Raw genomic sequence first — 23,258 nt, 5'->3', positions numbered from 1 at the left:
CTCACAGCGAACGCCCCGCGGGGAACACCAGTCGGCTCACAGACATTGAGTGAGTCAGACTCAACTTACCTCTCGTAGGGAGCCACAGCAGATGAGTGAGAACATGACCGGCGCGACCAAGGCCTTCCCGGTCATCCCGCTGGACGACGCGGTCGTCCTGCCGGGCATGGTCGTGCCGCTGGATTTGTCGGACTCCGAGACCCGGGCCGCGGTCGACGCCGCCGCGAACGGGCCCACGCGCGGGGGCAAGGCGCAGGTGCTGCTCGTCCCGCGGCTGGACGGCAACTACGCCAAGTCCGGCGTGGTCGCCATCATCGAGCAGACCGGGCGGATGGCCGGCAGCGGGCGCATGGTCGCCGTGGTGCGCGGCACCCACCGCGCCACCATCGGCGTCGGCACCACCGGTCCGGGCGCGGCGCTGTGGGTCGAGGCGATCGTGCTGGAGGAGCCGCCGGTCACCTCGCGCACCCGCGAGCTGGCCAAGCAGTACAAGGAACTGGCCATCGAGATCCTGCAGCACCGTGAGGCCTTCCAGGTCGTCGACATGGTGCAGCAGATCACCGACCCCTCGCAGCTGGCCGACTCGGCCGGCTACGCCCCCTACCTGAAGGCCGTGCAGAAGGTCGAGCTGCTGGAGACGCTCAGCGTCGACGAGCGGCTGGAGAAGCTGCTGGAGTGGGGCCGGGAGCACCTGGTCGAGCTGGACGTCAACGAGTCCATCCGCAAGGACGTCGAGGACGGCATGGAGAAGCAGCAGCGTGAGTTTCTGCTGCGCCGCCAGCTGGCCGCGATCCGCAAGGAACTCGCCGAGCTCGACGGCAAGGAGGCCTCCGAGGAGGAGGACTACCGGGCCCGCGTCGAGGCCGCTGACCTTCCCGACAAGGTCCGCGAGGCGGCGCTGAAGGAAGTGGACAAGCTGGAGCGGGCCGGGGAGCAGGGCCCGGAGGCCGGCTGGATCCGCACCTGGCTGGACACCGTCCTGGAGATGCCGTGGAGCGAGCGCTCCGAGGACGCCTACGACATCGCCGGCGCCCGCGCCGTCCTGGACGCCGACCACGCCGGACTGGACGACGTCAAGGAGCGCATCGTCGAGTACCTGGCCGTGCGCAAGAAGCGGCAGGACAAGGGCCTGGAGCTGGTCGGCGGACGGCGCTCCGGCGCGGTGCTGGCCCTGGTCGGCCCGCCCGGCGTCGGCAAGACCAGCCTCGGCGAGTCCGTGGCGCGCGCCATGGGCCGGAAGTTCGTCCGCGTCGCCCTGGGCGGCGTGCGCGACGAGGCCGAGATCCGCGGCCACCGGCGCACCTACGTCGGCGCGCTGCCCGGCCGGATCGTGAGGGCGATCAAGGACGCGGGGACCATGAACCCCGTCGTGCTGCTCGACGAGATCGACAAGGTCGGCGCCGACTACCGCGGCGACCCGACCGCGGCGCTGCTCGAGGTGCTGGACCCGGCGCAGAACCACACCTTCCGGGACCACTACCTGGAGGTCGAGCTGGACCTGTCCGACGTGGTGTTCCTCGCCACGGCCAACGTCCTGGAGGCCATCCCCGGCCCGCTGCTGGACCGCATGGAACTGGTGCGGCTCGACGGCTACACCGAGGACGAGAAGGTCCTGATCGCCCGCGACCACCTGCTGCCGCGGCAGATCGACCGCGCCGGACTGTCCGCCGACGAGGTGGCGTTCGACGACGACGCGCTGCGGCTGCTGGCCCAGCAGTACACGCGGGAGGCCGGTGTGCGCGATCTGGAGCGCGCCATCTCCCGGGTGCTGCGCAAGGTCGCCGCGAAGACCGCGCTGGCCGACTCTGAAGCCGCCGCCAAAAGCCCGGCGACGGTTCTGGATCAGGACGGTGCGGAAGCATCCGACCGCGACGCGGCGGCATCGAGCCCTGAGGCCGGGGCCGGGGTGACGTCCGGCGAGGCGGCCAAGCTGGTCGTGACGGTCGAGAACCTGAAGGACTACCTCGGACGGCCGCGCCACACGCCCGAGACCGCCGACCGCCTGGCCGTGCCCGGCGTGGCGACCGGCCTCGCGGTGACCGGCGCCGGCGGCGAGGTGCTCTTCGTCGAGGCCTCGCTGGCCGACCCGGAGACCGGGAACACCGGCGTGACCCTGACCGGCCAGCTGGGCGACGTCATGAAGGAGTCGGCGCAGATCGCGCTGAGCTACCTGCGGTCGCACGGCGCCGAACTGGAGCTGCCGGTGGCGGACCTGAGCAAGCGCGCGGTGCACATCCACGTGCCGGCCGGGGCCCAGCCCAAGGACGGCCCGAGCGCCGGCGTCACGATGACCACCGCGCTGGCCTCGCTGCTCAGCGGCCGGCTGGTCCGCCAGGACGTGGCGATGACCGGTGAGGTGTCGCTGACCGGACGGGTGCTGCCGATCGGCGGCGTCAAGCAGAAGCTGCTGGCCGCGCACCAGGCCGGCGCCACGACCGTGCTGCTGCCCAAGCGGAACGGCCCCGACCTGGACGACGTCCCGGCCGAGGTGCTGGACAAGCTGGACGTGCACCTGGTCGCCGATGTGCGTGAGGTCCTGAACCTCGCGCTGGAGCCCGCGGAGCGCCCTGTCGCTGTGGCTGCCGTCTAGGCACTCCGTGTGAGGAAACCGAGGCCCTGGACCGATCCCCTCCGGTCCAGGGCCTCGGCGTTTCCGGGTGTCAGACCGCTTCGGCGAACAGGTCGCCGCGCGCCGAGGCCGCGGTGACGGAGACGTCGTAGACGTAGCCGAACCACTTGCCGCGGGTGACGGAGACGGTCGCGCCCTCGCTGAGGCTTCCGAACGCGTCACGCGCGACCGGCCAGGCGTGGATCTTGGCCACACCGCCGGGGTCCACCGCGAGATGGCGGTCGTCGGAACGGTCGCGGATCCGGACGAGCTCGCCGACGATCTGCTCGCGCAGCGCCAGGTCGGCCAGGGCGCCGAAGAGCAGCACCACGTTCCAGGCGGTCACCAGGGACAGGAGCGTGCTCACGGCGATGACGCCGTAGCTCACGTAAGTGTGGGAGACCTCGTAGTCCGTGAGCTTCAGCCCGTGGCTCACGTACCACAGCAGGGCGCCCGGGGCGAGGATGTAGAACGCGATGCCCACGACCTTGCCCTTCGAGACCCGGCCGCCCACGTTGTACAGCGACACGCTCACGATGACGCAGGCGACGGCGATCCCGAGAGCGGTGAACGCCTTCACATCGGTGCCGTGCCCCAGCGGCAGCCGCACCATCCAGTGCTTGTGCACGGCGATCCACACCAGCCCCGGAGCCAGGACCAGGCACGCGGCGATGCGGCGCACCGCGATGCGGACGCTCTGCTTCGGATGCCGGACGCGGCGCTCGGTCGCCGCGAGGTAGCCGAGGCGCACCTCGTGCCACACCCCGCCGTACGTCGACCAGGCACGGCGCTCGTCACGGGCCCCGAGCGGCAGCGCTCCGATTGTCTTGCGCGCGATCCCGAAACCGGCGGCGAACGCGAGGTACCGGTCCCAGATCGCGACCGCGGCCGGCGGCAACCGCCGGAACTGCTCGTCGGCGGCCAGCCAGTCCCGCACCCCGAGCCACTCGGCGCAGACCTCCTGCCCCGCCTTGGTCTCCCGCTCCCCGGTGAGCGTGCCGAGGACGATCAGCGCACCGGCCATGACGACCGCGAACGCGCCGCCGTCGCCGTCCCCGTTCGCCCGGCTCCTGGTCGCGGCGGCCGCGGCGAGGACCGCCGGAACCAGCGCGGCCACGGCCAGCAGGGCCTTGATGCCGAAGCCGTACCGCGCACGCGACAGCCCCCGGGCCCGGGCGTCCGCGACGACCTCACGGTCGAAGGCCTTGTGCCACTTCGCATCCTGGTCCTTGGTGCCCTGCGCCAGTGCGCGAGCCGGGACGACGCCGTCTCTGGCGAGAACGCTCACGCGGTGGAGGACGCGCTTCTCGAAGGGGAGGAGCGGACCGGGGTTGCCGCGGGCGGGGACGTGGACGGGGCGGCCGGCGACGGTGGGGGTGGCTTCGCTCGCCGAACCACCGGTCGCCGAGCCGGGTCCATGCCCGGTCACCGCGAACGGAGCCGCCAAGCCTTCGCTTGCTGCTACGCCGTACATGCGCGCGGCCGCCGGGATGGTCGAGCCGAGGCCGCTGTTCGGAGCCGAGCCGGTCGAGCCGGGACTGCTGCCTTGGCCGAAGCCGCTGCCCGGAACCGAGCTGCTCTGGCCGAAGCCGCCCGTCGGGCCGAGGCTGCTGCCCGGTGCCGCGCCGGCCTGGCCGAGGCTGCTGCCCGGTGCCGAGCCGTACTGGCCGAAGCCGCTGCCTGGAGCCGAGCCGTACTGGCCGAAGCTGCTGACTGGAGCCGAGCCGTACTGGCCGAACCCGCCCCCGCCCCCGGCCTCACCCTTCACCCGCACGATCGTGTCCCGCGGATCCGGCCCCACCTGCTCGAACCCGAGCAGCCCGCGGCCGGCCAGATCCACCAGCGTCGCCTGCACCGCGCTGCCGCCGACCTCCCAGCCGCCGGTCAGGAACTCGGCGACGGCCGGCGGCTCGGGGCGCAGGTCCATGGTCTTCGGGCCGGGGCGGGGCATGCGGGGGCGGGTCGCCGTCCTCGCCGCCAGGACCGCCAGCAGCCACAGGGCCACCGCCGCCAGGGCGGCGAGGGTCAGCGGGACGTTCAGGTCGCTGAAGTGCCACGCCGGGCCGGTGGTGTGACCGTGGTGCGGCGTGCGGGCCGCGTGCATGTCAGAACTGCACGCGGACGGGCGCGGTCTCGGCGCCGGCCGCGCGGAAGAACTCGCGGCTGCGGAAGCCGAGCATGGCGGCGAAGAGCACGGTCGGGAAGGTGCTGACCGCGTTGTTCAGGCCCAGCACCGCGTCGTTGTAGTACTGGCGGGCGTACGCCGCGCGGTCCTCGGTGGTCGCCAGCTCCTGCTGCAGCGCCAGGAAGTTCTGGTTCGCCTTCAGATCCGGGTACGCCTCGGCCACCGCGAACAGCGTCCGCAGCGTCCCGGTCAGCACGCCGTCGGCCTCGGCCGCCTCCTGCGGCCCCCCGGCGCCCACCGCCCGGGCCCGTGCCTGCGACACCGCCTCGAAGATCCCGCGCTCGTGGGAGGCGTACCCCTTCACCGTCTCCACCAGGTTCGGGATCAGGTCGTAACGCCGCTTGAGCTGCACGTCGATCTGCCCCCAGGCGTTGTCCACCTGGTTGCGGCGCTTCACCAGGCGGTTGTACAGGCTGACCAGATAGAACAAGAACAGCACGACGGCGGCGCCTACCGCGATGAGCCCGATCATCATCTTCGTGTCCCGATCCCCTGGCGCGGTGATCCGCGCGTTCGGTACCGATTGTGGGCTGGCCTGACCTGCGTCGACATGCGGGTTTTCCCTAGTGGGTCACGCACGGTGAACGCGTCGGCCGAGACCCCTCCCGGCCGACGCGCCCACCGTCTCGTCGCTAGCTCAGCGCCCACCGCTGCGTCGCCGCACCGGTGTCCGCTTCCTGGGTCACCGACGCCCCGTCCGCCGTAGAGGCCGCCGTCATCAGCAGCCCCGTGTGGTTGTTCTTCAACGTCCACAGCCCCGACGGCAGCTGCGTCGCCGTCCACCGCTGGTTCGACGCCCCCGAACAGTCCCACTGGATCACCGCGGTCCCCGGCGCCGTGAACCCGCCGTTGTCGTCCGCACACAGCCCCGAGTCGCCGTTCGTCAGCGTGTAGCTGCCGTCCGTCTGCCGCGCGAACGTCCACTTCTGGTTCGCGGCCCCCGAAGCGGCCCCGGTCACCAACTGGTCGCCGCCGTCCTTGGAGCCGTTCGGCGTCTGCAAGGCCATCCCGGACACCGCCAGCGTGTGCACGCCCGACAGGTCCACCGGCTTCGGACTCACCGCGAACGCGAACGTGGCGCTCGCCGAAGCGTGCCCGGACGAGGCCGTCACCGTCACCGTCGACGTCCCCGGCGCCGTCGGCGTCCCGGAGATCACCCCGGACGCGGCGTCGATCGACACCCCCGCCGGCAGCCCGGACGCCGAGTAGCCCAGCGTCCGGCCCTTGGAGTCGGTCCCGGAGACGTCCACGCTCACCGGCGTGCCGACCACGCCGCTCTGGTTCCCCGGCGTCACCACGTGCACGACTTCGGGCCCCTGCGTCGGGTGCGCCGGCGTGAACGTCAGCGTCTGCTCCGACGGCTGCCGTCCGGCGCCGACCGCGCTGCCCGAGGCGTCGGTCCACGACCGCACCGGCGTGGTCTCCGCCGACCGCGCGGCGTCACCCACCATCCCGAGGGCCAGGCCGCTGTACCGGTTCACCAGCCGGAACGAGCCCGGCGCCACGGTGTTCGGCACCGCGAACCACTCCTGGCCCACGGTCGGGCCGTCGGCGCCGACCGGCGTCGCCGCGACAGCCGTTCCCCAAGCGCGAGAAGCGGCCCGCGACGAGTCCACGCCGAGCGCGTCACCGGTGTCGGCGTTGACCACCGTGTACGAACCGTCGCCGGTCGGCGCGATCGTCCACGCCGCCTGCGCCCAGCCGTAGTACGCGTCCAGGGAGGTGACCGCCGAACTGCCCGCAGTCTGCGCCAGCACGCGGCCGTTGCCACTGCCGACGACGTAGTTCCGGCCCGGGTCCACCACCGGGGCGGCGGGAGCGGAGCTGCCGATCGTCACGTCCGCGTACTCGCCGTCGGACGTCGCACAGGCGATCGAGCAGTACGAGCGGAACGTCTTGCCGACGATCGTCGGACTCCACTTGTTCGCGTTGTCGGCGAACCAGCGATACCAGGACCCGGAGACGTAGCTCCCGGAGTCGCCGATCAGCCGCCACTTCTGCGTCGCCAGGTCGTCGGTCGCGTAGAACTGCTGCGGCTCCTTGCCGGTCTGGCCGACGGTCTCCGGCTCACCGATGTAGAGGCCGAGGTAGGCGTCGTAGGTGATGTTCATGATGAACAGCGGCGACTTGCCCGGCAGAGTTCCGGCCGCCATCTGCTGGTCGGCGGTGCCGGTGTTGGCCGGGTTGTAGTCCTTGGCCGGTGCCGTGTACCCGGCCGGGTCGGCGGCGTCCACCGGCTCCATGTTGCTCTCCAGCCCGCCGATGCCGGGCTGGGTCCACGTGCCGTTGTACCACTTCTGCCAGGTCCCGGCCGCCATCTTGCCGGCGATCGGGGCGCGCGCGACGTGCGCCAGGCCGCCGGTCAGCTTGCCGTGCGTACCCGGCTTGTTCACGACGCGGGAGCCGTAGTAGACGTAGAAGTACCCTGACGCGTAGTCGACGAACAGCCGCTGGTCACCGTCACCGTAGTTGTACGTCTGGTTCGGGAACGCCTTCGTGTCACCGCGCGTGGTGCTGTAGGGCGAGGTGATGGCGTGGCCGAGGATCGACCACGTCTTGCCCTTGTCATGGGAGACGGCGTAGTCGATGGCGTCGTAGTGCAGGCCGTCGCCGAACGGCTGCGGGGTGAACTCGTTGTGCACCAGGCCGTACCAGTCGCCGGTGTCCGGGTCCACCCACGTGCCCGACAGGTCGCAGAAGTTGCGCTGCGAGTAGTAGCCGGTGCCGTTGTTGACGTACGTCGACTCCAGCCCGGTCGGGCTGTTGTTGCACCGGGACGTGGTGTCGTTGTTCTTGTCCTGCGGATCGGCCGGGTTCACCGCGTTGTTCAAGACGGTGTCCGGAACCGCGTCGTCGAAGTTCGTGCCCTTGTAGAACTCCCAGGCGCGCGGATCGGTCTTGGCGTACAGCGAGTACGACTCCTGGAAGTGGAAGGAGCCGTCGCTGTCGACGTATGCCGACGCCGGGGTGTCGTCGGGATAGTCGAAGGCGTTCACCGCGCCGATCGAGATCTGATACGTGGGGTGGGAGGCGGCTGCGGACGTCGCCGACGCCGGCCCGGACGGCAGGAGCGCCCCGGTCACGGCGGCCGCCGCCGCGACGCTCGCAGCGAGGGTTTTGCGGGGGTGTAGCACAGGTACTCCGTTCCACTCTGAACGTTCACACGGTGGTACCCGTTGGTTATCTCTCAAGACCGAGCAGCGAGTCGAGCATTCTCAAACAGAATCCAAGGCGTCGGCGAGAAAAGTGCAGGCGTCTTCACAGCGACCAGCCCGGGTCGAAGGCGGGGTGTTCGGCATGGGGCGCGGCCAGGTCGAGCAGATCGGGGCAGGGCCAGCGGCGACCGTCGTGCCGGCAGGTGTCGTCCGTGTCGGGGACGTGGCGGTTCAGGGCTCGCTGTCTGGCCGCGACTTCGCGCAGAACCCGCTCCGGATCGTGGCGCGTGACGTGGCGCGCGACCGTCGGATGAAAGCCGTCCAGGTCGTACTGGCAGAAGTCCACCGTGCCCCCGTCGGCGATCCAGCGCCCGCAGCCGTCTCCGTCACATCGGCGGGCGATGTCGGCGTCCTCGTCGAGTCGCGCTTGGACGAAGGCGATGATGTCCTGGTTCATGGGAACACCCTGCCATCCGGTGCCCCCCCTCGCATGACGGTGCGGGCACCGGCATACCTGCCGGTGCCCGCGCAACGCTCTAGCTGATCGTCCACTGCTGAAGCGCCGAACCCGTGTCCGTCTGCTGCGTCACCAACGCGCCGTTCGCCGTCGACGCCGTCGTCATCAGCAGGCCGCTGTGGACGTTGGTCAGCGTGTAGGTGCCGTTCGCCAGCTTCGCCGCGGTCCAGTGCTGGTTGGAATTGCCGGTGCAGGTCCACTGGATCACGGCGGTGCCCGCTGTCGTGGCGCCGCCGTTGTCGTCGACGCAGAGCTGGGACTCCTGGTTCACGATCTGGTAGGAGCCGTCCGCCTGCTGGGTGAACGTCCACGACTGGTTCGCGCCGCCGTTCGGCGACCACGTGATCAGCTGCGTGCCGGCGGTGGTGGAGTGGTTCGGGTCGTCCAGCGCCTTGCCGGAGGCGACCACCGTGTGCGTGCCGTTCAGGCTGGGTGTCGAGGCGGAGACGGTCCATGCGAACGTCGCCGTCCCGCTGGCCGTGCCCGACGACGCGGTCACGGTCACCGTCGAGGTCCCGGTGGCCGTCGGAGTGCCGGTCACGCGGCCGGAGCCGCTGATCGACAGCCCGGCCGGGAGCCCGGTCGCCGAGAAGGTCAGGGCCTTGTTCTGGCTGTCGGAGGCCGAGATCTGGAGCGAAACCGCCGTGTTCACGACGGTCGTCTGGGCGCCCGGGTCGGCGACGGTCACCGTCTCGGCACCCGAGGTCGACGCCGGCGTGAACGTCAGCGTCTGCTCCGCCCCGGTGCGGCCGCCGCCGACGCCGGTGCCGCTGGTGTCGGTCCAGGCCCGGACCGGCGTGGTCTCGGCGGTGCGGGCCGCGTTCGACGACAGCGCCAGCACCAGGCCGCTGTACCGGTTGACGAGCTTGAACGCGCCGGACTGGCCGGTGACCGGGACGGCGAACCACTGCTGGCCGACGGTGCCGGTGGAGCCGGACAGCGCGGTCACGGTCGGCTTGGTGCCCCAGGCGCGGTTCGCGGCCGAGGTGCCGACGCCGAGCGCCTGTCCGGTGCCGGCGTTGATGACGCGGTACGAGCCGTCGCCGTTGCCGGTGAACTGCCAGGCCTCCAGCGATGAGCCGGTGGCCGCCGCGTCGGAGGTGGTCGCCGAGCTGCCGGACACCTGGGCCAGGACCCTGCCGTCGCCGGTGCCGATGGTGTAGGTCTTGGTGCTGTCGACCGGAGGCGCGGCGGGGGAGGCCGAGTCGATGGTCTCGTTGGCGTAGGTGCCGCCCTGGTTGTTCGCGCAGGAGATCGAGCAGTAGGAGCGGAACGTCTTGCCGACGATCATCGGGTTGGTCTTGTTGGCGCCGTCGAGGAACCATCGGTACCAGGACCCTGAGACGTAGCTGCCGGAGTCGCCGATGAAGTACCACTTCTGCGTCGACAGGTCGTCGGTGACGTAGTACTGCTGTGGTTCGCTGCCGGTCTGGCCGACGGTCTCCGGCTCACCGATGTAGAGGCCGAGGTAGGCGTCGTAGGTGATGTTCATGATGAACAGCGGCGACTTCGAGGGCAGCTTGCCCGCGGCGACCTGCTGGTCCACGGTGCCGGTGTTGGCCGGGTTGTAGTCGTTGGCCGGGAGCGTGTAGCCGGTCGGGTTCGTGGAGTCGGTCGGCTCCATGTTGCTCTCCAGCCCGCCGATGCCAGGCTGGGTCCACGTGCCGTTGTACCACTTCTGCCAGGTCCCGGCCGCCATCTTGCCGGACAGCGGAGCCCGGGCCACGTGTGCGAGACCGCCGGTGCTGCCGCCGACGCCGCCCTTGGGCACGACGCGGGAGCCGTAGTAGACGTAGAAATACCCTGACGCGTAGTCCACGAACAGGCGCTGGTCGCCGTCGCCGTAGTAGTAGGTCTGGTTCGGGAACGCCGTGGTGTCGTTGCGCGTGGTGCTGTACGGCGAGGTGATGGCGTGGCCCTGGATGCTCCACGTCTTGCCCTGGTCGTGGGACACGGCGTAGTCGATGGAGTCGTAGTGCAGGCCGTCGCCGAACGGCTGCGGCGTGAACTCGTTGTGCACCAGGCCGTACCAGTCGCCGGTGTCCGGGTCGACCCAGGTGCCCAGCAGGTCGCAGAAGTTCTTCTGCGAGTAGCCCGAGCCGGCCCCGGCCGAGGTGGCGGACAGGCCGGTCGGGCTGTTGTTGCACCGCCACGTGGTGTCGTCGTTCTTGTCCGAGGAGTTGTTCGGGTTGACGTAGTTGCTGATCGTGGCGTTGCGGGTCGCGCTGTCGAAGTCGGTGCCGGAGTAGAAGTCCCAGTAGCGCGGGTCGCTGGTGCCGTAGAGCGAGGCCGACTGCTGGAAGTAGAACGAGCCGTCCTTGTCGATGTACGGCGAGGCCGGCGTGTCCGTCGGATAGGCGAAGGAGCCCGACGAGCCGATCGTGATCGTGTAACCGGACGTCGGCGGGGTCGCCGAGGCCCCGGCCGGGGCCAGGGCCAACGCGGCGACGCCGGTCAACACGCCGGCGGTGGCGGCAGCCGCCAGGGATTTGCGGAGTCTCACGGGTGCTCCCTTCAGAGGTGTGGGGGAGGTGCCCAGGATTTATCTCTCAGAAGTGGTCACCAGTCGAGCTTTTCCAAGCAGAATCCAAGGCCGCCGGGAGAAAAACACAGTGGCCCATGACGAAGTCCCAGTCGGACGACGCCGTGGCGGAAGGCTGGGGGAACGGGTCGGCGTCGGGCAGGTCGCAGCGCATGATGCCTCCTGAGCGAGGGGTGGGGATGCGGCTCAGGAGAACACCCGGTGCGCGCGGCGGCGCATCGTTTCAGGCACCGCTGAAACGTCGGCGGGCGGCCGTGGTGACACGGCCGCCCACCTCAAAGCCGGTGCCCGGGACCGGGACTAGCTGATCGTCCAGTGCTGAAGTGCGCTGTTCGTATCAGCCTGCTGTGTCACCAGCGCGCCGTTCGCGGTCGACGCGGTGGTCAGCAGCAGGCCGCTGTTCACGGACGCGATCGTGTAGCCGCCGCCGGCCAGCGGCGTCACCTTCCAGTGCTGGTTCGCGTTGCCGGTGCAGGTCCACTGGATCACCGCCGCGCCGGCGGCGGTCGAGCCGCCGTTGACGTCCGCGCACAGGCCCGACACGCCGTTGACCAGCTGGTACGAGCCGTCGGGCTGCTCGGTGAAGGTCCACTGCTGGTTGCTGCCGCCGTGCAGCGCCCAGGTGATGAGCTGGGTGCCGGTGGCGGTCGAGCTGGCGGGGTCGTCGAGGGCCTGGCCGCCGGTGGTGACGGTGTGGACGCCGTTCAGCGACGGGGCCGAGTCGTGGAAGACCTCGAACTCCCACAGCGAGTACCCGTACTGGGAGCCGCGGGCCGTGCCGTTCATCCGGATGTAGCGGCCGGAGGCGTTCGGGAACGTCAGCGTCTCCGTACCGCCGGTGCCGTTGGTCCGGGTGTAGACCGTGGTCCAGGTGGTGCCGTCGTTGGAGACCTGGATCTGGTAGTTCTTCCCGTACGCGGCCTCCCAGGCCAGCACCACGCGGTTCACGGTCTGCGTCGAGCCGAGGTCGACCTGGAGCCAGGTGGGGTCGACGTACTGGCTGGACCAGCGCGTCGTGGTGTCACCGTCGGTGGCGTTCACCGCCGGGAAGGCCGATGTCTCCACGCTGGAGGCCGTCGTCGGCTTGCCCTGGGCGAGGTCGCCGGCGATGACCGGAGTCGGGTAGAGCGGGTTGCGGCCGATGGCGTCCATGATCGGGACGAACGCGGCGTAGGTGGAGACCAGCTTGGGCGTGTTCCACGTCATCTGTGCCAGGTCCCGCAACGGGTACTTGATCCCGGCGGCGGTCTGGTCCTCGGTCTCGGCGCCGGGGTTGTCGCACCAGACGTGGATCAGGGAGCCGAGATTCTTGGTGCCGTCAGTGAGGGTGTTGGAACCCTGGAACAGGTCGGGGTTCCAGGACTCGTACATCCATGTCGTGTCCGGCTTGGCGCCGCCGTAGACGTAGTACGTCGGCGTCCAGGACTCGTTCGCGACCGTGTGCCCGGCGTTGACGAGCTGCTGCGGCGTGAGGCCGTAGTTGTACCAGTACTCGACGATGATGTCGGCGTTGACGGCGATCGTGCCGTCGCCGGACTTGATGCCGTCGTTCCACATCCGCATCGTCTTGCCGCCGGCCCGGACGATGCCGTCGGCCCAGTTCACGAAACCGTAGTAGGTGTCCTTCGCCGTGGCGTTGGCCCCGTAATTCTGCTGCGCGTAGGTGAGCAGCTGCGGGTAGGCGCTGTAGTTCGTGACGTATTCGTCGGCGCCCAGGTGCCAGTACGAGCTGCTGGTGAACAAGGGCTCGTACTCGGCGATCAGGTCGCTGATCAGGCTGCGGGCGCCGGGGATCGTCAGGTCGATGAAACTGCTGCTGGCCGCGCCGGTGTTGTCCTTCAGCCGGTAGTCGTGGCCCGCGTTCAGCTCGGCGGTGAGCACCGCGTCCAGGTGCCCCGGCATGTCGATCTCGGGGACGACGGTGACGTGGTACTGGTTGCCCAGGGCGATGATGTTCGCGATGTCCTGCTTGGAGTAGTGCTGCGCCGAGGTGATCTCGGGGTGCGTGCTGCTCTCCAGCCGGAAGCCGTACGTGTCCGACAGGTGCAGGTGCAGGTAGTTCAGCTTCAGGTAGGACATGTCGCGGATCTGGTTCTCGACGAACGGCACGTCGAAGAACCGCCGGCCGGTGTCGAGCATCAGTCCGCGCTCGGACTTGGTGGGGGAGTCGGTCGCGGTGCCGGCCGGGATCGACGGGTTCTGGTGCAGCAGCTGCAGCACGCTGCGGGTGCCCCAGAACTCGCCGGTGGTGGTGCTGCCCTGGATCGAGATGCCGGCGCCGACGGTCATCGTGTAGCCCTCGGACGGCTGGGACCCGCCGAGGGTGAGCGCGATGTCGCCGGGGCCGGCCGTGCCCTGCACGACCGCGACCGTGCGCCCCTCGAGGGCGGTCAGGTCGGCGGCGAAGGTGTTCGCGTCGCCTTGCAGCTGCGACGCGTACGCGGGGTCGATGACGACGCGGCTGGCGGTGCTCCAGGTGAAGGAGCCGGACCCGGCGGACCAGGTGCGCAGCGCGGGGATCGTCTGCGGGGGGCCGGAGGCGGCGTGCGCGGTTGGAGCCGTGGCGCCGAGCGCGACGGGGACGGCGGCGGCGACGAGGGCCGCCGCCGGGAGGATTCTGAGGGATCGCATGGACCTGCCCGGTTCACTAGGGAGTGCTGGGGAGCGGTGCATGGTTTTGTGCGAACGTTGCGTGGTCTAGACCGCTGGGGCGCGCTAGTGCGCAGTATTGAACAGGGATCAGTCGTTGGCAAGGCTCTGGACGAACTCCGCGAGGAATACGGCGACCGGGCCCGGGTCGGTGAGGAGCGCGAGGTGGTGCGCCTGGAGGCGGCTGGTGAGCCAGCCCAGTGACCAGTGACGCGGCCTGGTCGGCCTGCGCGGCCGACCAGGACGATCTCATCGGCGTCCCCGGCTCCGGCGCCGACGGCCGCGTCGACCTTCGCGAGGACCGCCTCGGCGAACCGCGGGGCGTAGGGCCCGGGCCCGCCGGACAGGCCGAGCAGACTGGGGGTACGGGCCGTCAGGCCGCCCGCGTTCAGCGCTTCGGCGACCGGACGCCAGGACGACGGGCCGACCAGGGGGCTGTGCACCAAGATCAGAAGGGGTGCGTGAGACATGGGGTGATTGTGTCCAGGTGCTCCCGTTCCAAGCTTCGCGCCCTTGTCAGACCGGCCGCGTAATCTCTAAACCATGCGCCCCTTGTCCGAACTCAACCGCACCGTCGCCCCGATCGAGGTCGTCAGCGACTACCAGCCCGCCGGCGACCAGCCCGCGGCCATCGCCGAGCTGGCCCGCCGGATCGAGGCCGGGGAGCAGGACGTGGTGCTGCTGGGCGCCACCGGTACCGGCAAGTCCGCCACCACCGCGTGGCTGATCGAGAAGCTCCAGCGCCCGACCCTGGTCATGGCGCCGAACAAGACGCTGGCCGCGCAGCTGGCCAACGAGTTCCGCGAACTGCTGCCGAACAACGCCGTCGAGTACTTCGTCTCGTACTACGACTACTACCAGCCCGAGGCCTACGTCCCGCAGACCGACACCTACATCGAGAAGGACTCCTCGATCAACGAGGAGGTGGAGCGGCTGCGGCACTCCACCACCAACTCGCTGCTGACCCGGCGCGACGTGGTCGTGGTGTCGACCGTCTCCTGCATCTACGGTCTGGGCACGCCGGAGGAGTACCTGAAGAGCTCGGTGCGCCTGCAGGTCGGGGAGGAGCACGACCGCGACAAGCTGCTGCGCCGCTTCGTCGACATGCAGTACGCGCGCAACGACGTGGCCTTCACCCGCGGCACGTTCCGGGTGCGCGGCGACACGGTCGAGATCTTCCCGGTCTACGAGGAGCACCCGGTCCGGATCGAGATGTTCGGCGACGAGATCGAGCGGCTGATGACGCTGCACCCGGTCACCGGGGAGATCCTGACCGTCGACGAGGAGCTGCGGGTCTTCCCGGCCACGCACTACGTCGCCGGCTCGGACCGGATGGAGCGCGCCCTGGTCGGCATCGAGGCCGAGCTCGCCGACCGGCTGGCCGAGCTGGAGAAGCAGGGCAAGCTGCTGGAGGCGCAGCGCCTGCGCATGCGCACCACCTACGACCTGGAGATGATGCGGCAGGTCGGCTTCACCTCCGGCATCGAGAACTACTCGCGGCACATCGACGGCCGCGAGGCCGGCTCGCCGCCGTCCACCCTGCTGGACTTCTTCCCCGAGGACTTCCTGCTGGTCATCGACGAGTCGCACGTCACGGTGCCGCAGATCGGCGCCATGCACGAGGGCGACGCCTCCCGCAAGCGCACCCTGGTCGAGCACGGCTTCCGGCTGCCGTCGGCGATCGACAACCGTCCGCTGCGCTGGGAGGAGTTCGAGGAGCGGATCGGGCAGACGGTGTACCTGTCGGCCACGCCGGGTCCGTACGAGCTGGCCAAGCAGGACGCCGAGCCGTCGAAGACCCCGGTGGAGCAGATCATCCGGCCCACCGGCCTGGTGGACCCGCAGGTGGTGCTCAAGCCGACCCAGGGCCAGATCGACGACCTGGTGGCCGAGGTCCAGGCCCGCGCCGCCCGCGGCGAGCGCTCGCTGGTCACCACCCTGACCAAGAAGATGGCCGAGGACCTGACCGACTACCTGCTGGAGCGCGGCGTCCGCACCCGCTACCTGCACTCCGAGGTGGACACCCTGCGCCGCGTGGAGCTGCTGCGCGAGCTGCGGCTGGGCGAGTACGACGTGCTGGTCGGCATCAACCTGCTGCGCGAGGGCCTGGACCTGCCCGAGGTGTCCCTGGTGGCGATCCTCGACGCGGACAAGGAGGGCTTCCTGCGCAGCGGCCGTTCCCTGATCCAGACCATCGGCCGCGCCGCCCGTAACGTGAGCGGCGAGGTCCACATGTACGCCGACACGGTGACGCCGTCCATGCGGCTGGCCATCGACGAGACCAACCGGCGCCGCGCGAAGCAGACCGCGTACAACGAGGCCCACGGCATCGATCCGCAGCCGCTCCGCAAGCGCATCGCGGACATCACCGACCTGCTGGCCCGCGAGGACGCCGACACCGCCGAGCTGCTGGGCGGCTCGGGCCGGCAGCAGTCGCGCGGCAAGGCGCCGGTGCCCGGCGTCGCGTCGAAGGGGTCGGTGCGGACCCTGGACGTGGCCGGCAAGCCGGCCGAGGAGCTGATGGGCCTGATCGAGGATCTGTCGCAGCAGATGCACGCCGCAGCGGCGGAGCTGCAGTTCGAGCTGGCGGCGCGCTTCCGGGACGAGATCGGGGACCTGAAGAAGGAACTGCGGGCGATGCAGGCGGCCATGTAGGGCTGACGTCTGGCGGGGCTGCCAGGCGCTGCCGGGCGGCGTTCCCGGCTTCTTTCAGCCGCGGGGCGAACCGTTCGACCGTGGGGACCGTGTCCATCTGTGCAGGGCGGTCCGCAGCCGATGCGCCGGCTGCGGACCGCCCTCTCGCAGGAAGGACTCCTTGCTCAGCGGTCCGTGGGAGAGCCGGGCGCGTGTCGGTGCCGTTCCTGCCCGATTCGGCCGGTTGACCGGCGCTAGGGTGGGCATGAGGGACCGGGAGTTCCGTGATGACCAGGTACGATCCCCACCGGATCCGCAGCGGCGACGAGCCGATGCACGCTCGCAGCCCGCTGCGCATGCGCCTGACGATGGCGCTCATCGGGCTGGCGAGCGCCATCGGCGGCATCGTCTTCTTCCTCACCCAGCACGCCACCGGCTTCGTCATCGCGTGCGCGGTCATCGGCGCCCTGGCCCTCATCGACGTGGTCATCGTGGCTCGCCACATCCGCCAGGGGCCGCACTGGCAGCCGGGCCGCGACATCCCGCCGTACCGCCCGGTGGAGGAGCCGGAGGACTGGCAGACGTCCAGGGCGCCGCTGTCGCGGCGCACCCGCGAGCAGGTGTACCTGGCGATGATGGGGACGTGTCTGGTGCTGGTCATCCTGGCGTGGACGGTCGTGCGCCTGTTCTCGCCGGGGCTGGCGGTGGGGATGAGCGTGGTGGCGGCGTTCATTCCGCCCTTCGCGGTGATGGTGGCCAACTCGCGGGGCCGGAACTGGTGAGGCGGTTCCCGGGACGTGCCCCCGTCCTCGCCGACTCTGGCGGCCACGCGCCCGCTTCCGTACTCTGACCCGTACTGTAACGTGTTCTAGTTCCATTCTCACGGCGAGGAGAGCCTCCATGACCGCGGACCTCAAGCTCGGCCTCCAGCTCGGCTACTGGGCCTCCCAGCCGCCGGAGTACGACTGGGTCGGGCTGGTGCGCGAGGCCGAGGACCTCGGCTTCGACTCGGTGTGGACGGCCGAGTCCTGGGGCTCGGACGTGTTCACGCCCCTGGCCTACCTGGCGGCCGGCACCAGCCGCATCCGCCTGGGCACCGGCATCGCGCAGATGGCGGCCCGCACCCCCACCGCCACCGCCATGCACGCCATCACCCTGGACCACCTGTCCGGCGGCCGCGTGATCCTGGGCCTGGGCCTGAGCGGGCCCCAGGTCGTCGAGGGCTGGTACGGCCGCCCGTACCCGAAGCCCCTGGCCCGTACCCGCGAGTACGTCGAGGTGATCCGCAAGGTCCTGCGCCGCGAGACGGTGACCAACGACGGCGAGTACTACCCGCTGCCCTACCGGGGCCCGGACTCCCTCGGCCTGGGCAAGCCCCTGCGCACCAACCTCCGGCCCCTGCGCAAGGACCTCCCGATCTTCCTCGGCGCCGAAGGCCCGAAGAACGTCACCCTCACCGCCGAGATCGCCGACGGCTGGCTGCCCCTGTACTACGTCCCGGAGCGCCCCGAGGTCTACGCCGACCAGATCGCCGGAGCCAAAGACGGCTTCGAGATCACGGCCATGGTGCACCTGGCGGTCACCGGCGCGAAGCAAGAGGACATCGAACAGGCCCTGTGGCCGATCAAGGGCGCACTGGGCTTCTACGTCGGCGGCATGGGAGCGAAGGGCGCCAACTTCCACAAGAACCTGATGGTGCGAATGGGCTACGAGGAAGAAGCCGACCGCATCCAGGAGCTCTTCCTGGCCGGGAAGCGCGAAGAAGCGGTGATGGCGGTCCCGAGCAAGTTCGCCGACGAGATCTCACTGGTGGGACCGCCGGAGCGGATCAAGGAGCGCCTGGCGTCGTGGCGGGAGTCTCCGGTGACGACGCTGTTGGTGACGGCGCGGGAGCCGGAGACGCTGCGGACGCTGGCTGATCTGGTTCTGTGAGTGTGTGGCGTCCGGCGAGGAGCTGACGCAGCGATTCTTGCAGGTGCTGCCACATCAGCCGGGCAGGCACGTCGTCGTCTTCAATCGAGACTATCGAGGTCTCGCGATGGATTGCCTCGTAGAGTTCCTTCGGCACTACGTCCGCGATGACCCCTGCGTACAGTGTGCCGAGCGACATCGCCAAGAACGAGTATAAATCGCTGGTGGGCGCGCCATGGCCGGCGATCGCTTCCATGACCTTCAACAGGTCACCCATGGCCTTGTCGGCGTCCCGAGGGTCCGCCAACGCGGCGATCGCGCCCAGCAGCGCGTGCGATGCGGTCATCGGCGGTCGATCGGGCAACTTGACGATCATGTGCGCGATCTCCGGCATCGCGGCCGCGATCGGCTCAAGGCCGTGGAGAAGGACGTCGCCGGCTTTGGCCGCCGTGAAGTTGTCCTTGAGGCGCATCCAGTCGACGGCGTAGCCGGGGCGCACAACGTCGTCTCCGGTGAGGTTGTACGTCCAGTCGAGGAGCGGTGGGGAAGCAACCGCCCTGATACTGACCGAGATTCTGAGATCACGATCGGGGTTCTCGCCCGTCCGTTCGATGTGCAGGTTGCCGATCAGGCCGTTGCGGCCCTCACTGGTGAGCTGTCCGCGCCACAGCAGCGCGGTGTCCCGCCAGCCGGCAGCCGCGAACGCCGAGCCGCCGAACAGCTCGCCGGCCATGATCCCGTCCGCGGAGATCGCCGCCAGCAGCATCAGGTTCGCACTCCAGTTGGCGTGCCGCTGGACGGCGGTGATCGGCACCGGCCGGTACGTGGAGTACCGCGTGTCGGACCGTTGGTCCAACGACGTGGCGAACAACTCCAGCAGCAGGTCGGTCAGCCGCCGGTCCCGGGCGACGAGGCTGGACAGGAACGTGATGACCGGGGTCCGCGCCGCCAGGCACTCGAACGAGAGCAGTGCGTGGAGCCATCCGTCGTCCGGGGCGGCCGGCAGCAGCGTCGACGCCCTGCCGCGGGCCTCGGCGAGCTCGGCGGTCAGCCTCGCGACGAAGCGCGCGATCAGGAATTCGCCGAACGTCGCGTGCAGGAATTCATACGTCTGCGAGACCGTGCCGTCCCGCATGGCCTGGGTGTCGTGGATGAAGAAGAACCGGCCGACCGCCAGTTGACCGGCGGTCAGGTGCCTCTGCATCCGGCGCTCTTCGGCGGCGGGGGCGGCCATCCGCAAGCCGGTCAGATCGGCGGTGACGTCCTCGTCGGTGGCCCACTGCGCCCGGCGGTTGAACATCGCGAAGGCCACCACCGACAGGCGGGCGAGCTCCTGCTCGACAGCCGCGTCGTCGACGGGGTCGGTCTGATGCTTCTCGACCTCCCGCCGCGCGAAATCCGTGAGCAGGGCTTCGTAGAGCGCGGCCTCGCTGAAGTCCTCCTCGGCGCCGCGCAGGGCATTCGCCGAAGCGTCGTACAGCGCCAGCATGAGCAGCATCAGCGGCTGGGCCGCCAGCTGCCGGTGGCGCAGCGCCACTTCGGCCGTCAGGGGACGAAGACCGCGGGCGGCGAGGATGCCCTCGTTGTGCCCGGCCCAGGTCGTCAACCAAGCCTCGACCTGCCGGTCGTCGAACGGCTCCAGGCACATCACCACGGTGCCGGCCGGGACGCGGGCCCGGTCGGCCACGGCGATCCGGCTGGTGACCACCACCGCCACGGCCCGGCCGTTGTCGATCTCCCGTTCCTGGAACCGGCTGACGCGCTCCAGGAAGTCGGTCCGGGCCACGCCGGTCGCCTGGAGCAGCTCGTCGAACCCGTCGAGCAGCACCACCGGCATCGCCTCCGGCGCCTCACGCACCAGATCCGGCCACCGTACGGACTCCGTCGTGACCTGGCGCACCGCCTCCTCGATCTGCGTCTGCAGGTCCGCATCGGCGTCCACGCTCCGCAGCTCGACCCGGATCGGCAGGAACCGCTCGGCCGGCAGCCGGGCGGCCAGGATCCGGGTGAGCACCGATTTGCCGGAGCCGGGTTGGCCCAGCACGAGCAGCGGTGCCGTCTTCGCGGCGTCCGACACCAGATATGAGGCCAGATACAGGTCGAGATCCTCGAAGACCGAGAACTCCCGCCACCAGTTCTCCGCCGCCGGATTCATCGTGGGCTGGCTGGCCGCGACCCGGAACCGGTGCTCGACGTAGCCCTCGCCCAGCGTCGGCACCACGAGGTCGGAGGCCGCCTGCTGCGTGATCGCCTTGTCCAGCTGAGCCCGGTAGGCCATGCACAACGTCCCCCGGACGCCGTGCGGGACGTCGGTGGTGGCCAGACCCGTGAGAAGCGACTCCAGCCGGGCCAAGCCGTCGTTCACCCGGCGTACCTCGCGGGCGGTGTGCTCGTGAGCGCTGAGGTTCAGCCAGATGTTGAACTCCGGGACGTCGTCGGCGAGCTCGCGCAGTCGTTCCCGGTAGCGGAGCACGGCCGTGGCCGAGAGGGTCTCGCGCATGCCGAGGGCCTTCCGGCGCTGAGCATCGTCGAGCGACTCGAAGACGGCGAGGCCCTGAAGATGCTCGATGAAGCGCTCGGCGCGGAGCCCATAGAAGGGCTCGACGTCGGCCATGACGCTGTGCCCGCTGAGGACGCGGCCCATGCCGAGGATCGAGGCGTCCGAAGGGTAAGTCCTGGTGATCAGTGCCACCTGCTCCCCGGCCGACGCTCCCAGCTCCTCGATGCCCACGCTCTTGAGGCACTCGTCGGCGGCCTCGAAGAAGGCCGTGATGGCGATGATCCAGTGCGCGGCCGCCACCCGCTCACTCCGCGTCAGGGCGTTCAGGCCGCGCAGCCTCCCGGCGAATCCCTTGAAGACCTTCTCGGCGAGCCGCACCGCCTCGCTTTTGGCCTCGAAGACGTCCAGGATCTCCAGACCCATCAAGGCCGCGGAGCTCGCGTCGTCGACGAACGCGAGCAGCTTGCTCTCCCCGCCGCCGAGCATCCTCACCGCATCGCTGTAACGTAAAGACCGCCGCACCCGACCATCATCGCGGGCGCGGCGGTCTCAGGCCACCTGAATCAGAACCCTTACGGCCTCGCGCGGGCCCGGGCCCTCACGAGTTCGGCGGATCGGCGTCCTGGTCCGCCAGGAAGCGCTCGAACTCCGCCGCCAGCTCGTCCGCGGTCGGCATCCGACCGTCGGTGTCGCTCAGCAGGTTCTTGCGGCCCTCGGTCGCGTTGAACGCGTCGTACTGCCGCTCCAGGGCGCGGACCACGTCCTCGACCTCCGAGGACTCCTGCACCTGGCGCTCGATGTCCTCCGAGGCCCGGCGGGCGGCGTCGCGCAGCTCGGTGTCCGGCAGGACCAGGCCGGTGGCCTCCGACACGGCGCGCAGGAGGCGGATCGCAGCCTGCGGATACAGAGACGACGCCAGGTAGTGCGGCACGTGGACCGCGAAGCCGGCGGCGTCGTAGCCCCACTCGCCCAGGCGGTACTCCAGCAGGCTCGCGGCGGAGCTGGGGACCTGGAGGCGGTCGAGGACCGGCTGGTCGGTGGTGTCGACCAGGTCGGGGTTGGTGGCGTGGGCGGTGATGCCCAGGGGGCGGGTGTGCGGGATGCCCATGGGGATGCCGTGCATGCCGACGGTGAGGCGGACGTCGAAGTGGTCGATGAGGGTGCGGACGGCGGCGGCGAAGAGTTCCCACTCGCGGTCGGGTTCCAGGCCGTCCAGGAGGAGGAAGCGCTTGCCCTCGCCGTCGGTGAGCAGGTGGAGGTCCAGGGCCGGGTCCTCGTAGTGCTCGTAGTGGTCCTTGTCGAAGGTCATGGCCGGACGGCGGCTGCGGTAGTCGATCAGGCGGTCCACGTCGAAGGAGGCGACCAGGCGGTGGTCGAACTGGTCCAGCAGGTGCTCGCCGGCCAGCCGGCCCGCCCCGCCGGCGTCCATGAACCCCTCCAGCTGGTGCAACAGGACCACGCCGGCGAGTCCCGGGGTGCCGGGCGCCAGCTCGTACAGAGCCTTCGGATCCTTGCGCGCGACCACTGTGAAGCACCTCATCCGTCTCGTCGTGGCTGTCCGGCGGTTCACGTCCAGCGTAACCATCAGCGGCGAACGGGTGTCGATCTATTCCACGGTCCGTTACCGGTGACGCATAACGGATCGGACGCGCCGCCGGTTCACTCGGCGGCGCGTCCCGGCGGCACGGCCTGCTCAGGAAGCGGCGCGGCGGATCCGGCCGCTGTAGCGGGCCTCGAGCGCGTCGTTGTGGACGTCCCCGCCCTCGATGTTCGCCGACAGGTACACCGGCGGCTCCACGCCGCGCCCGGCCAGCAGCCGCACCGCCTCGGCCACCATGGCCTGGGCCAGGATCGTGTTGCCGACCGAGGAGATCCCGCACACGTTCGCGCCCAGGGAGGGCAGCGGCAGCACCGAGTCCCCGTACGGCGCGCCGTTGTCCAGCACCACGTCGGCGAAGTCCATCAGCCGCTTGCCGGAGGAGTGGCGGGAGGTGATGCGCGTGGTGTGCTGCACGGAGGTGATGGCGATCAGCTTGTGCCCGAGCGCCGTCACCAGCTCGGCCAGGTCGACGATCACGCCGTTGCCGCCGGAGTTGGAGGCGATGACGAACACGTCCCGCGGCTCCACCGGCGCCAGCTCGTAGACGCGCTTGGCCAGGCCCTCGCGGCGCTCGATCTTCGGGTCGTCGAGGAAGTCCACCGGCTCCCCGCCGAACAGGATCAGGTCCCGCATCGCCAGCTTGTTGCTCGGCACGAAGCCGCCGGCCCGTCCGGACAGCTCCATGGCCAGCGCCTCGGAGTGGCCGGTGCCGAAGGTCTGCAGCACGCCCTCGGCGGCGATCGAGTCGGCGATCAGGGCGCCGGCCGCCGCCACCGCCGGCAGCTGGGTGGTCTCGACGTGCTCCAGGACCCGGCGGACCTCGGCCAGGTAGCCGGTCGGCGACAGCTCGGGCGGCAGGGACTCCATGCGGCGGGTCTCCCCTCGGTGAGGATGTGGTCTGGACCACTTGTGATCCGCGTCCATGAAAGCAGATCCACGGTTCATCCGTATGGCGGT

The 23,258-nt window shown here is 70.2% G+C and carries 13 protein-coding genes; 4 read left to right on the top strand and 9 right to left on the bottom strand.

Going from position 1 to position 23,258, the window contains the following annotated elements; translation table 11 throughout:
- Positions 1-91 precede the first annotated feature (91 nt).
- Positions 92-2,590, top strand: a complete 2,499-nt coding sequence (gene lon / locus ABD466_RS15375; RefSeq protein ID WP_344657715.1) for an endopeptidase La — start codon at positions 92-94, stop codon at positions 2,588-2,590.
- A gap of 70 nt (positions 2,591-2,660) precedes the next feature.
- Here the strand turns inward: lon and ABD466_RS15370 are convergent, their stop codons facing one another.
- The 6 genes from ABD466_RS15370 to ABD466_RS15345 all read right to left on the bottom strand — a co-directional run bounded on the left by ABD466_RS15370 (position 2,661) and on the right by ABD466_RS15345 (position 13,638).
- Entirely contained in the window at positions 2,661-4,712 is a 2,052-nt protein-coding gene (locus ABD466_RS15370; protein WP_344657714.1) for a nucleoporin FG repeat-containing protein, read from the bottom strand.
- 1 nt (position 4,713) lies between these two features.
- Complete coding sequence (locus ABD466_RS15365; protein WP_344657713.1) at positions 4,714-5,268, bottom strand: LemA family protein; 555 nt, start codon at positions 5,266-5,268, stop codon at positions 4,714-4,716.
- Positions 5,269-5,425: 157 nt separating this feature from the next.
- Positions 5,426-7,927: an RICIN domain-containing protein gene (locus ABD466_RS15360; protein ID WP_344657712.1), complete on the bottom strand. Its 2,502-nt coding sequence runs from the start codon at positions 7,925-7,927 to the stop codon at positions 5,426-5,428.
- Between the two features lie 124 nt (positions 7,928-8,051).
- Positions 8,052-8,405: a DUF6221 family protein gene (locus ABD466_RS15355; RefSeq protein WP_344657711.1), complete on the bottom strand. Its 354-nt coding sequence runs from the start codon at positions 8,403-8,405 to the stop codon at positions 8,052-8,054.
- Between the two features lie 79 nt (positions 8,406-8,484).
- Complete coding sequence (locus ABD466_RS15350) at positions 8,485-10,968, bottom strand: RICIN domain-containing protein (RefSeq protein WP_344657710.1); 2,484 nt, start codon at positions 10,966-10,968, stop codon at positions 8,485-8,487.
- A 339-nt stretch (positions 10,969-11,307) separates the two neighbouring features.
- On the bottom strand, positions 11,308-13,638 hold the full coding sequence (locus tag ABD466_RS15345; protein ID WP_344657709.1) for an RICIN domain-containing protein: 2,331 nt from the start codon (positions 13,636-13,638) through the stop codon (positions 11,308-11,310).
- 561 nt (positions 13,639-14,199) lie between these two features.
- Between ABD466_RS15345 and uvrB the strand changes: the two genes are divergently transcribed.
- From uvrB to ABD466_RS15330, 3 genes are all read left to right on the top strand, one after another.
- Positions 14,200-16,311: an excinuclease ABC subunit UvrB gene (gene uvrB / locus ABD466_RS15340; protein WP_344657708.1), complete on the top strand. Its 2,112-nt coding sequence runs from the start codon at positions 14,200-14,202 to the stop codon at positions 16,309-16,311.
- A 266-nt stretch (positions 16,312-16,577) separates the two neighbouring features.
- On the top strand, positions 16,578-17,072 hold the full coding sequence (locus ABD466_RS15335; protein WP_344657707.1) for a DUF6343 family protein: 495 nt from the start codon (positions 16,578-16,580) through the stop codon (positions 17,070-17,072).
- A 118-nt stretch (positions 17,073-17,190) separates the two neighbouring features.
- Positions 17,191-18,222, top strand: coding sequence for an LLM class F420-dependent oxidoreductase (locus ABD466_RS15330; protein WP_344657706.1), 1,032 nt, complete (start codon positions 17,191-17,193; stop codon positions 18,220-18,222).
- On the opposite strand, the gene ABD466_RS15325 is transcribed toward ABD466_RS15330, so the two are convergent.
- From ABD466_RS15325 to ABD466_RS15315, 3 genes are all read right to left on the bottom strand, one after another.
- On the bottom strand, positions 18,119-21,223 hold the full coding sequence (locus tag ABD466_RS15325) for an NACHT domain-containing protein (RefSeq protein WP_425558653.1): 3,105 nt from the start codon (positions 21,221-21,223) through the stop codon (positions 18,119-18,121). The genes ABD466_RS15330 and ABD466_RS15325 overlap by 104 nt on opposite strands.
- 76 nt (positions 21,224-21,299) lie before the next feature.
- Positions 21,300-22,226 (bottom strand): proteasome assembly chaperone family protein, encoded by a 927-nt coding sequence (locus ABD466_RS15320; protein WP_344657704.1) that lies wholly within the window; start codon positions 22,224-22,226, stop codon positions 21,300-21,302.
- Between the two features lie 168 nt (positions 22,227-22,394).
- A complete protein-coding gene (locus tag ABD466_RS15315) occupies positions 22,395-23,168 on the bottom strand; it encodes a sugar isomerase domain-containing protein (protein WP_344657703.1) in 774 nt (257 codons plus the stop codon).
- Positions 23,169-23,258: the final 90 nt, after the last annotated feature.

The sequence above is a fragment of the Catenulispora subtropica genome, assembly GCF_039531675.1.
GTDB lineage: Bacteria > Actinomycetota > Actinomycetes > Streptomycetales > Catenulisporaceae > Catenulispora > Catenulispora subtropica.
Note: the sequence above shows the minus strand (reverse complement) of the source record. Positions and strands in the feature narration are given on the sequence as shown.

Bases quoted from the DNA above. Each gene is read 5' to 3' on its own strand.
- ABD466_RS15345 (WP_344657709.1), bottom strand. From the start codon at position 13,638: ATGCGATCCCTCAGAATCCTCCCGGCGGCGGCCCTCGTCGCCGCCGCC.
- uvrB (WP_344657708.1), top strand. From the start codon at position 14,200: ATGCGCCCCTTGTCCGAACTCAACCGCACCGTCGCCCCGATCGAGGTC.
- lon (WP_344657715.1), top strand. From the start codon at position 92: ATGAGTGAGAACATGACCGGCGCGACCAAGGCCTTCCCGGTCATCCCG.
- ABD466_RS15370 (WP_344657714.1), bottom strand. From the start codon at position 4,712: ATGCACGCGGCCCGCACGCCGCACCACGGTCACACCACCGGCCCGGCG.
- ABD466_RS15315 (WP_344657703.1), bottom strand. From the start codon at position 23,168: ATGGAGTCCCTGCCGCCCGAGCTGTCGCCGACCGGCTACCTGGCCGAG.
- ABD466_RS15335 (WP_344657707.1), top strand. From the start codon at position 16,578: ATGACCAGGTACGATCCCCACCGGATCCGCAGCGGCGACGAGCCGATG.
- ABD466_RS15365 (WP_344657713.1), bottom strand. From the start codon at position 5,268: ATGATGATCGGGCTCATCGCGGTAGGCGCCGCCGTCGTGCTGTTCTTG.
- ABD466_RS15330 (WP_344657706.1), top strand. From the start codon at position 17,191: ATGACCGCGGACCTCAAGCTCGGCCTCCAGCTCGGCTACTGGGCCTCC.
- ABD466_RS15355 (WP_344657711.1), bottom strand. From the start codon at position 8,405: ATGAACCAGGACATCATCGCCTTCGTCCAAGCGCGACTCGACGAGGAC.